The 11,518-nt window shown below is 38.6% G+C and carries 11 protein-coding genes; 5 read left to right on the plus strand and 6 right to left on the minus strand.

Annotation, left to right across the window (positions count from 1 at the left end; translation table 11 throughout):
• Nucleotides 1-227: 227 nt before the first annotated feature.
• The 5 genes from A9970_RS05630 to A9970_RS05650 are packed head-to-tail and all read right to left on the minus strand — an operon-like array spanning nt 228 to nt 6,207.
• On the minus strand, nt 228-977 hold the full coding sequence (locus A9970_RS05630) for a succinate dehydrogenase/fumarate reductase iron-sulfur subunit (RefSeq protein WP_075992650.1): 750 nt from the start codon (nt 975-977) through the stop codon (nt 228-230).
• 11 nt (nt 978-988) lie between these two features.
• On the minus strand, nt 989-2,905 hold the full coding sequence (locus A9970_RS05635; protein WP_075992651.1) for a fumarate reductase/succinate dehydrogenase flavoprotein subunit: 1,917 nt from the start codon (nt 2,903-2,905) through the stop codon (nt 989-991).
• Between the two features lie 12 nt (nt 2,906-2,917).
• Nucleotides 2,918-3,574 carry a succinate dehydrogenase cytochrome b subunit gene (locus tag A9970_RS05640; RefSeq protein ID WP_075992652.1) on the minus strand — a complete coding sequence of 219 codons (657 nt, stop codon included), beginning with the start codon at nt 3,572-3,574 and terminating at the stop codon, nt 2,918-2,920.
• Nucleotides 3,575-3,589: 15 nt separating this feature from the next.
• The gene (locus tag A9970_RS05645) at nt 3,590-5,020 is read right to left on the minus strand and encodes an anion permease (RefSeq protein ID WP_075992653.1); all 1,431 of its coding nucleotides are present in this window, start codon (nt 5,018-5,020) and stop codon (nt 3,590-3,592) included.
• 20 nt (nt 5,021-5,040) lie between these two features.
• Nucleotides 5,041-6,207, minus strand: a complete 1,167-nt coding sequence (locus A9970_RS05650) for a porin (protein ID WP_153847323.1) — start codon at nt 6,205-6,207, stop codon at nt 5,041-5,043.
• 323 nt (nt 6,208-6,530) lie between these two features.
• Between A9970_RS05650 and A9970_RS05655 the strand changes: the two genes are divergently transcribed.
• The 5 genes from A9970_RS05655 (at nt 6,531) to A9970_RS05675 (ending at nt 10,665) form a co-directional block, all read left to right on the plus strand.
• Nucleotides 6,531-7,922, plus strand: a complete 1,392-nt coding sequence (locus A9970_RS05655; protein ID WP_220801523.1) for a hypothetical protein — start codon at nt 6,531-6,533, stop codon at nt 7,920-7,922.
• 103 nt (nt 7,923-8,025) lie between these two features.
• Nucleotides 8,026-9,057 (plus strand): glutaminase A, encoded by a 1,032-nt coding sequence (gene glsA, locus A9970_RS05660; RefSeq protein ID WP_182981616.1) that lies wholly within the window; start codon nt 8,026-8,028, stop codon nt 9,055-9,057.
• Nucleotides 9,058-9,084: 27 nt separating this feature from the next.
• Complete coding sequence (locus tag A9970_RS05665) at nt 9,085-9,450, plus strand: VOC family protein (RefSeq protein WP_153847325.1); 366 nt, start codon at nt 9,085-9,087, stop codon at nt 9,448-9,450.
• A 123-nt stretch (nt 9,451-9,573) separates the two neighbouring features.
• Nucleotides 9,574-10,014 carry a carboxymuconolactone decarboxylase family protein gene (locus A9970_RS05670; protein WP_153847326.1) on the plus strand — a complete coding sequence of 147 codons (441 nt, stop codon included), beginning with the start codon at nt 9,574-9,576 and terminating at the stop codon, nt 10,012-10,014.
• A 138-nt stretch (nt 10,015-10,152) separates the two neighbouring features.
• Nucleotides 10,153-10,665: an SRPBCC family protein gene (locus tag A9970_RS05675; protein WP_153847327.1), complete on the plus strand. Its 513-nt coding sequence runs from the start codon at nt 10,153-10,155 to the stop codon at nt 10,663-10,665.
• A 79-nt stretch (nt 10,666-10,744) separates the two neighbouring features.
• On the opposite strand, the gene A9970_RS05680 is transcribed toward A9970_RS05675, so the two are convergent.
• Nucleotides 10,745-11,431 carry a Bax inhibitor-1 family protein gene (locus A9970_RS05680; RefSeq protein WP_182332028.1) on the minus strand — a complete coding sequence of 229 codons (687 nt, stop codon included), beginning with the start codon at nt 11,429-11,431 and terminating at the stop codon, nt 10,745-10,747.
• Nucleotides 11,432-11,518: the final 87 nt, after the last annotated feature.

An 11,518-nucleotide genomic window follows, 5' to 3' on the forward strand; every position in this document is an offset into this window, starting at 1 on the left:
ACAAACAACCTACTACACTTCATATCAATCGCTATAACTTTAATGAATTTCTTTTTTCAAAATTACTACAAAAACCTATTTATTAACCATAAAATCTTACAAATCCCTACTTTCAGGGATAAGGTTAGTAACCTTCAACAATCCCGTACACCTCTTTTTATGGCTTCAGTTTTGATTATAAATCCGATATAAGAAACAATCGTGCCACTTTTTTCGACAGTTGGTCTCTATTTCTTTTTAAAAAATAGTGCTTTGTTATATTCAAAATTCATGCGCGCTATATTCAAAACTGATATACCTTGTGGGCACTCCACCTCGCAGGCTTCTGTATTCGTACAGTGACCAAAGGACTCCAAATCCATTTGCTTCACCATATTTAAAACGCGTTCACTGCGCTCTTCTTTTCCCTGTGGAAGCAAGGCCATATGGGTAATCTTTGCAGAGGTAAATAGTGCAGCACTACCATTTTTACACGTTGCAACACAAGCACCACAGCCAATACAGGCTGCTGAGTCAAATGCTGACTCAGCTAATTCATGAGAAATAGGGATCACTGTAGCATCTGGGGCTTGACCAGTATTGATGGATACAAATCCCCCAGAAGAAATAATTCGGTCAAATGCCGAACGGTCCACTTTCAAATCCTTTTTAACCTGAAATGCTGCTGATCGAAAAGGTTCGATAAGAATCGTATCATTATCTTTGAATGAACGTAAATGTAGCTGACAGGTGGTTGTATGCTTAAGAGGTCCATGTGCGATGCCATTGATCATCATACCGCATTGCCCACAGATCCCTTCACGACAATCATGGTCAAACTCTACAGGGTCGTCTCCATGCGTAATAAGCTGTTCATTCAGGGTATCCAACATCTCCAAAAACGACATATGTGGATTGAGATCTGTTAAGGTGTAAGTAACTAATTTTCCTGTAGCGTTGCGATCTTTTTGCCGCCATATTTTAAGGTGTAAATCCATAATCGTTCTATTTATTTATAGCTCCTTACAGTTGGTTGTATCTCTTCAAAAATCAATGGTTCCCGAATTAGCTCAGGTTCTTGTCCCTCTCCTTTCCAGGCCCAAGCGGAAATAAACTGGTATTCAGCGTCATTCCGTAATGCCTCGCCATCTGCAGTCTGATATTCCTCCCGGAAATGTGCACCACAGGATTCGTTCCGCGTCAACGCATCATAACACATCAATTCTCCAATTTCAAAGTAATCGGCTACACGTCCAGCTTTTTCCAATTCCGTATTTAAAGTATTGGCTTCACCACTAACAATAACATCTTTATAAAACTCTTGCTTCAGTCTATTAATCTCTACAATAGCATGACGGAGCCCTTTTTCATTGCGTGCGAGCCCACAATAGTCATAGAGTATTTTACCCAGTGTTTTGTGAAAATAATCCACGGTTTTACTGCCTTTAATCTTTAAAAATCGATCAATTTGCGCTCTGACACCTACCTCTGCACGTTCAAACTCAATATGGTCCGTAGAAATTTTTCCCGTGTGAATATCGTTTGCCAAATAATTTGCAATCGTATAGGGCGCAATAAAATAACCATCCACAGAGGCTTGGAGTAAGGAATTGGCGCCCAATCTATTTGCACCGTGGTCTGCAAAATTAGCCTCACCTAAGGCAAATAAGCCCGGTAGGCTTGTCATCAGCTCATAATCTATCCATAATCCCCCCATTGAAAAATGCGCGGAAGGTGAAATCATCATTGGTTCTTTATAAGCATCATATCCCGTAATCTTTTCATACATATCGAACAGATTACCATATTTCTCTTGTATTTTCTGTTTCCCCTGTTCTCTAATAGCTTTCGCAAAATCAAGGTAAACAGCATTTTTAAGTGGACCAATCCCAAAGCCAGCATCAATCCGTTCTTTGGCCGCTCGAGATGAAATGTCCCTTGGAGCAAGATTACCAAATGCCGGATAACGACGTTCTAAATAGTAATCTCTCTCTTCCTCAGGAATAGCGTTTGGTTCCCGCTTCTCATCTTCTTTCAACGGAACCCAAATCCTTCCGTCATTGCGTAACGACTCTGACATCAGTGTTAATTTAGACTGATAATCGCCAGACTGCGGCAACGAAGTCGGATGAATCTGAATCCAGCTCGGGGAGGCCATTAATGCCCCCTTCTTGTGTGCACGCCAAATGGCAGAGCCATTACAGCCCATTGCTAATGTCGATAAATAATAAATTTTACCATACCCTCCAGTTGCTAGTATAACGGTATGTGCAGCGTGTCGTTCAAGCTCCCCTGTATCAAGATTTCGAACAATAACGCCACGGGCCTTTCCATCTATTACAACGATGTCGAGCATTTCATGTCTGGAGAAAAGCTGTACGGCACCTTTGCCAACCTGGCGCATAAGTGCCTGATAAGCTCCCAAAAGAAGCTGCTGTCCAGTTTGACCTCTCGCATAGAATGTACGACTTACCTGTACACCTCCGAAAGATCGATTGTTCAGATAGCCTCCATATTCACGACCGAAAGGAACACCCTGTGCAACTGCCTGGTCGATTAAATTGAGCGAACATTCGGCCATACGATATACATTGGCCTCACGGGCACGAAAATCACCACCCTTTAGGGTATCAACAAACATACGATAAACACTGTCCCCGTCATTTTTATAATTTTTTGCGGCATTTACACCACCTTGAGCAGCCACAGAATGCGCTCTCCTCGGGCTATCCTGAAAGCAGAAGGATTTTACCTGATACCCCATCTCCCCAAGAGAAGCTGCAATGGAGCTACCCGCCAGTCCGGTTCCGATAACGATAACATCTAGTTTTTTACGATTTGCAGGATTAACAAGCTTGGCAGTCTTTTTATAACGAGTCCATTTTTGATCCAATGGTCCATCCGGTATTTTTGAATTTAATGTCATGACTTCTCCCCCTTATTTAACTGTAAAAAATATATAAATGGGCATCAAAGCAAAACCAATGCTTATGATGACCGAATAGCTGATACCAATAATCTTAAACCATTTAACAAACTTGGGATGGAATAAGCCTAAAGTTCGAATCGCACTATGAATCCCGTGAATAAGATGATAACACAGGGCAACCATCGATAAAACGTAAATAAGAACATACCACCATTGCTGAAAAACCTCGATTACAAGCACATATAAATCCTTGTTGCCACGTTCATCGAGTGGAGGCGCGCCAAATTTGTACACGTACCAAAAATTCTGGAAATGGATAACTAAAAAAATGAGGATCAGGGTCCCTAAAATCCCCATATTGCGCGAATACCACTTACTTGCTCTTCCTCGATGATCTGAAACATAGTGGGCACCGGTCTTTTTATTCTTTACGGTGATGATCAATCCGTCCAAAGCATGCAAAATAATGCTGGCATAAAGTACGTAGGAAATAATTTTGATCAAGATATTGCCTGCCAAAAAATGTGAGTAGGCGTTAAATTGTAGATGTGCTTGTTCCTGCGGTAAGAATAGCTGTAAGTTCCCTAGAAAGTGAATCAGTAAAAAGAACGCTAAAAATAAACCCGTCAGACACATAAGCATCTTCTTTGATAATGTAGATAACATAATAAGATCTTAATTTTAATAATAGCCTATAACCTTCATCCACAATCCACCCACACCCATATAAATCACCAATAATACGATACCAATTTCCAGTCCACGCAGCCACCATGATTTTAAATCGACATATCCGCTTCCAAAAAATACCGGTGCAGGACCGTGGCCATAATGTGTCAAAACACCATAGATAGAACCCAAGAAACCAAGCATCATTGCAAGCAGCATTGGCGGAATACCCAAAGAAACACCAACCCCCAACAAGGCCGCATACATAGCCGCAACATGGGCGGTAGCACTCGCAAAAATGTAGTGACTAAAGAAATAAACAAGAATGATTACCGGAAAGGCTATTTGCCAACTTAAATCACCAATCTGTACTTTGATCAGGTCGCTAAACCAACCGATAAAGCCAAGCTCATTTAAAGAACTGGCCATCATAACCAAAACAGCAAACCAAACAATTGTATCCCATGCTCCTTTTTCGGCTTTAACATCCTCCCAGGTCAATACAGAGGTCAGTAAAAGTAGCGTCAAACCGATGAAGGCTGTAGTTGTCGCATCAATTGAAAAAGAACCACCAAAAATCCATAATGCCAACAAGATAAAGAACGCCAAAAGCATTAACCATTCATTCCTGGAAATTGGTCCCATCTCTTTTAATTTCTGCGCCGCCATCTTAGGTGCATCACCTGTTTTTTTCAATTCAGGTGGATATAACTTATAAAGAACAAGCGGTACTACAAAAAATGCGACAATACCAGGTATAAATCCAGCAATAGCCCAGGACATCCAGGTAATATCAATTCCTAGGTTGGCAGCAAATTTTTGACACATTGGATTACTGGCCGTTCCTGTCAAAAACATCGAAGACGCAATTAGATTCATATAATAACTATTTAAAGTTAGATAGGATCCCAATTTTCGATGTGTCTCTGGCTTATCTGGAACAGAATCAAAACTAATTGCCATCGATTTCATGATGGGATAAATAATCCCTCCCCCTCGGGCTGTATTACTGGGGATCGCCGGAGCTAAACAAACATCTGCCAACCCCAATCCATAAGCTAACCCTAATGAACTCTTTCCAAAAACTCGAATAAAAAGAAAGGCAATTCGATTTCCCAGTCCAGTTTTAATAAACCCCCGGGCAATAAAAAATGAGATACCAATCAACCAAATTACTTTATCTCCGAAACCTGTCAAAGCTTTAGTAATCGACTTACCCGCATCTCCAGGGGCCAATACTTGTGTCAGGGCCGTAAACGCAATGGCCATCATACACATGGTACCCATAGGAGCCGCTTTTAAAATAATCCCAAGAATGGTTGCGGCGAAAATTGCAAATAAATGCCAGGCTTCCGGACTGACGCCTTTCGGTATTGGGATAAACCATAAAATGAGTGCTACTAAGAAAGTAATGGCAACATTTTTAATACTTATTTCTTTCATGATAAACGTAGTTTAATAGATTAGAATCGACTTTGTACTTGAACAATAAATAAATTTTTGTTGAATTCGCTGGTATTCTCTGTCTGCTTTTTATATCGATCCAATTGAAGTCCCAATTGTATCCTTGCACCATAATTTTTTAAAAATTCCAAGCCAAACATCGGCGTATATGTTTGACGCGCATTTGCATTGAGTTTGTAATTTGGGTCAATATACTCATACCGACATGATAGCTCAAAAGCACTTAGATTGAAATAATTTACTTCATATCTTAAGTTGGGTAGAAAATAGATACCGCGGACCAAATAGTCGCTCAACTTGGATGTTCGCGCACTTTCTTCCAAAGAATAATACAGGTTATGATTGATCGCCTGTTTTGCTTCCAGTTGCATATCAAGATTCCATCGTTTACCAAAACTAACATTACCAGTTAGATCTACACCTAATGCATGTACTTGTTTTTTCATCACATCACCTACGCCACCATTAAGCCCTAAATTAACACCATACTTCTTTGAAAGCCCAAAGACCAGACGGGTGGCATATTGCTTACCATTGTCGTTATCAACAACTTGATTCTTCCCGTTCCCATTCACCACAGATAAGGAATAACTAAAGGGCATGTCACCTAGTGTAGTCTCGCCTGTCGCAGCAACGCCGATTTGAAAACTTGCCCAACCTAATTTACCGAATTCAAGATACTGGTTCGACCAGTCCAAAGATTTGATGATGTCAATAGGGTAAGTTTCCTCGATGCCAAACCAAGGACGAAATTGGCCCACTGTGATTGCCAATTTGGGGCTAAATGTATATTTCAAGTAGGCATTTTCGAGCACTTTTGTCTTGGGATCGCTTTTGAAATCTGCGAGGTTAGCTAATACGGCAACTTCAGTACGCTTGCTAATTTGAGCGCGCATCTGTACCCGCATATATTTCACCATAAAATTGTTATCCGTACCTGAACCATCACTGTGATGTAGCCCATTGACATCAACATCTTTTGTAGCACTAACAAGGTAACGGGCCTGAAACAAACCTTTCACCTGAAGCTTGGGATACGTCGTGTCGTCTTTTTTTTGTTGCACAGAATCAACTTTATTCTCTTGTACAGTACCTGGTTCTTGCCCTTTGACCAAGGTATGGCTCAATAAACATGCAATAGAAATTGGAATATAGCGTTTCTTCATACTTAAACAATTTTTTTCTTAGCCAGTAGCCCAGCTTACTTCTCATTGTTAATAATCTTGTCGTTCTAAATCTAATGTTGTAGGTACAACACATAGCTTTAAAAAATGTTTTGTTATTCTAATAAAATTTAATAACTGTAAGAAAATCAAACTGATTAAAAAAAGATCAGGTATAAATTCCACCTTTTTATGTAATTTCACAGGCGAATTTCAATACAATCTAAATTTAAAACCTATAGATTGATCTTTTCATGAATTTTGCACTTCATGAAAAAACTTCGTCATTTAAATATGTAATACATTTTAGAATCGATAAATATATTATGAAAGAAAAACTAATCAGAACATGCTTTATTGGCCTTGCGCTCCTTTTGATCCAAAGCTTTTCAGTATCAAGCGCTCACGCCTCAGACAAGGAAAAACCTGCCATGTTTTGGACTTGGCTAGATTACAACGCCAAAACAAACTTTGATTCTATTTGCCGTGAGATGAACTACCTAGGAATCGATGGCGTAATGTTAAATGCTGCTAGTCCAGATGAGTATCGTGTAGCAATTCCCATTGCAAAAAAATATGGCATCCAAGTTATCGCGTGGCTTTGGACGATGAATCTGGAACATGATAGAGATAAAATACTTAAAGAGCATCCAGATTGGTTCAGTGTCAATCGCAACGGAAAAAGTCTCGCAGATACCACTGCATACGTTGGTTATTATAAATTTTTATCCCCTGTCGTTCCTGGAGTAAAAGAATACATCAAAAAGAAAATTGAATCCTATTGTGAAGTTGAGGGATTGGCGGGTATCTCTATTGACTACAATCGTTATGTGGATGTTGTCCTCCCCACAACCCTTTGGCCTAAATACAATATTGTCCAAGATCGCGAGTATCCCGCTTGGGATTACGGATACCATCCCATTGCTATAGAAAAATTTAAAAAACAATATGGCTATGACCCTCGTGCACAAAAAGATCCATCGAAAGATCTCAAATGGCGCCAATTTCGTTGCGATCAGATAACAGATATCGCCAATATGATTGCAGAAATTGTTCATTCTCATGGCAAAACAATGGCAGCATCCCCATTTCCGACCCCCAAAATGGCTTCGCGTATGGTACGTCAAGATTGGGGTAAGTGGAATTTAGATGTTGTTTTTCCGATGGTGTACAGCAATTTTTATACAGAGGATCCAAGCTTTATTAGCGATTGTACCTTAGAAAATGTGCGCGACAAAGGTGCAAATACTACCCTATATTGTGGATTGATGGCTAAAAATAATGAGGAAATATTTGCCGATATGGATGAGGCACTAAATAATGGTGCGCAGGGAATTTCTATTTTTACCATCCATAGCTTAAAAGATCCTCAGATCAGGGAAAAATTCAGAGCCTATACAGCTGCTGCGAAAGCGAGAAAAGCTCAAAATAATGGAACTTTAACACGTTTGGCGCACGTGAAAATCGAAAATAATCCTTTCAAAAAAGAAGGTATTATGAAATTAATCAACCAAAAGATACAAGATTTAGTCCGCTCAGAAAACCCTGCTGCCAGCCCGATAGCATTATCTAAATATAAAAAAATAGATGCATATGATGTCACTCAAAAGTATCTCGTTACTGATAAGGTAAGCAAAAAGAATTTTTACGTCACCTTCTTTTTCTATGGCGGAATACTTTCCGGTTGGAATGTTGATCCAGCTCCAAATGCAGCCTAAAGGATGACCTACTAAGAAGAGGTGCTAAAACGTTATCTATTTAGCACCTCTTTTCTTTTTCATACACTGTTTCCTATCTTTGGAACGAACAAATAATTAAAAAATGAGAAAAAATCTTAGGTTGGCAGCCTGTATTATTGGCTTGATATGTTGCGGATCAATTCCTGTAGCCTTTGCTCAAAATAGCATTCAAAACCAGCAGGGTCCTAAAACCGCGATTATTGATAAGGCATTATTGGATAGAATATTGGATAAAAATAGACAGTCATTCAAAGAAGGTAAAGTGGCCGATTATATTCCGGAATTGGGTAAAGCCAACGCATCATCCATTGCTCTTTCGGTTGTAAATAGTGATGGAACAATCGTTAGTATCGGAGATGTACAACAAAGATTTACCATTCAGAGTATTTCAAAAATTGTTTCATTAATGGTTGCTGTATTGGAAAACGGAGAACAAAATATTTTTGATAAAATGGGGTACTTTGGTACAGACAAACCTTTCAATCATTTTGCGAATTTGGAAACATCGGGCAAACCGCTCAATCCGATGATGAACGCCGGCGCCATTTTAACAACATCGCTCATTAAAGGAACAGGTGAGGAACCTTTTCTTAAAATACTCAATATGATTCGTTTTATAACAAATAATGAAAATATTGATTATAGTAAATCCGTATATAATTCGGAGCGGGAGACTGGAAATCGAAACAGAGGTATGTTCTACCTGATGCGCAACAATGGACTCATTGATGGTGAAGGTGAAGATAAACTAAATAATTATTTTAAACAGTGCTCAATTGAGATAACCGCAGAGGATCTGGCTAAAATAGGTTTCTTTTTTGCCAATCATTGTGTGCGCTATGATGGAAATAAGCAATACAATAATCCAAGTCTATCCCAGTTAGTTCAATCGCAAATGCTCATTGCAGGGATGTACGAATTTAGTGGCGAATATGCCAGAACTGTGGGACTTCCAAGTAAATCGGGCGTTGGTGGCGGAATCGCAGTAAGTGTACCGAATAAAATGGGTATAGGGGCCTATAGTCCAGCCTTGGATCAACACGGTAACTCTGTGGCTGCATATCGCATGATATTAGATTTGGTGAAAGAGAAATCACTAAGTCTCTTTTATTAACCTTAGTAAATTAAAATCAACTATAACATGATACGGACAGAACCAATCATCGCAGTGGATAACGTTCCCAAAAGCTCACAATTCTATCAAAAGCTTTTAGGCTGTACCGGTCAACATGGAGGAGAAACATTTGAAATTCTCACGGATAACGGAACTGTTATTCTCTGTTTACACAAATGGGGTGAACATGATCACCCTACTATGCTCGATCAAATAAATGCAGGGAATGGATTCATATTATTCTTTAGAGTAGACAATTTACAGCAAATTTTCGAAAACGCTACTTTGCTAAATGCAGTCATTGAGAAAGATATACATTACAATGAGAATTCTCTGAAGGATCAATTTATCCTACGTGACCCCGACAACTATTACCTGATTGTATCAGCCTAGTCAGATCTATTTGTTTGTCAACCGCATGTTGGATGTATTCATAAGTAAAATATCCGTTCTTAAACCAGTTTAACTTTTGTGTTGAATGTTTGATGCAACTTTGTCTTATCAAAATTTAAAACAATGACCACACGATTTAATATTGCAAAAGTAGATGCAACCGCCTATAAGGCGATGATGGGATTGGAAACATATCTCAACGATATTTTTTTAAATCCTATTCAAAAGGAACTCATAAAAATACGTGCTTCACAGATCAATGGCTGTGCTTTTTGCTTAGATATGCACACAAAGGATGCGTTGAAGTATGGTGAAACTCCGCAACGGATATTTTTATTAAATGCCTGGCGAGAAACGGATCTATTCACTACGGAAGAACAGATATTGTTGGAGATGACAGAAGAGATCACATTGATACATCAAAAGGGATTGACAGAAAGCACTTTTCAAAAAGCAAAAGAAATATTTGAAGAAAAGGAGATTGCACAGATTATTATGGCAATTATTACCATAAATGCGTGGAATAGAATTGGCATCAGCACGCATTTGGAACTATTAAAGTAGTTTTAGGCGCTTTCGCAAAAAAGCCTTTTCCAATATTGGAAAAGGCTTTTTCATTTACAAATAATTTCCTTTTATTTTCCTGTTAAAATCCCAATTATCATTTATCTTTATTAGGAAAACCTATATAAATACATGATTATGAAAATTATAAAAAAAATCCTAATTGTTTTAGCGATCATCATCGCTATCCCCTTAATTACAGCGATCTTCGTCAGTAAAGACTTCTCGGCCCAAAGTGAGATCACGATCGATAAGCCAAAGCAGGAAGTGTTCAACTATGTAAAAATGCTTAAGAACCAAGATAACTTTGGTGTATGGCAACTCTCAGATCCCCAAATGAAAAAAACTGAACAGGGTGTAGATGGTCAAGTTGGCTATAAATCCAGCTGGGATGGTAAGAAAGTTGGTAAAGGTTCACAGACTATTACAAAAATCGTCGATGGCGAAACGATCGAAACGTCCCTCGATTTCGGCATGGGCGAACCAGCCAAAGGTTATTTCATCTTAAAAGAGATCTCGCCTAATCAAACCTCAGTGACTTGGGGTATTTCAGGAAAATCGCCCTATCCATGGAACTTTATGAATTTATTTATGAATATGAACAAAGATTTCGATCAAGGGTTGAAGAATCTAAAAAATAGACTAAAATAGAGACTATACAAAGTAAAAAACGGTGATTAAAATAAACTTTACTTTAACCACCGTTTCTTATTTTTAAAATGAACAAAATTTATCTTCTGCGCATTAAAATTCGTAGAATGTACCAAAATAGCAACATTATTGATGAAAACAGCTGTAGGGCCGCCCCAACGTATTGTTCGTTGCCGTAACTATACTTCAGATTTTGAGTTTGATAGAGTATGCTTCCGGAAGCAAGTGCAATCATTGCAACCGAGAACCATAATCCAAGTTCAAAACCAAAAATAGCTCCAGCGACAATTGCCCCCAAGGATAAGAAGCCCCCAATTACCAAGATATTCCTGAGAAATGAAAAATCTTTATTGGATACAAATGCAACGACAGTAAGCCCAGTAAACAATGCCAAAGTCATTATACTTGCTTGATAAATGACACTAATTCCTTCGGTCATAAACACCGCCATAAAAATCATCGGCAGGAAGATGATTGCTTCCAGTACAATATAGAAAGCTAGTCCTAGATACTGGGTTTGACGGCTTTGCGAAAGTGTCCATCTTGATGAAAGTGTGGACCCTAACCAAAAACATCCCAATAAAAACAACCAAATAAATTTTCCGCTAACCATCCAAACGATAAAATCATAAGGGATCAATTTGATCAGCAAAGTTTCCAAAACGATAAATGCTAAAATCGAAAGCGCAACATGAAGATAAGTTTTTTTATAAAACACTCCCCTTTCAGCGTCATCATTGATAAGAACGTACTCTTGTGATTCCATAAAACAAATACGATTGATTAAATAACGATTAAAAATAAGCATTAATTCTATTTCCACAAGAAAGAAGTTTGCATAGGCTTATAAAAA

It is taken from the genome of Sphingobacterium sp. UME9 (assembly GCF_014170215.1).
Taxonomy (GTDB): domain Bacteria; phylum Bacteroidota; class Bacteroidia; order Sphingobacteriales; family Sphingobacteriaceae; genus Sphingobacterium; species Sphingobacterium paramultivorum.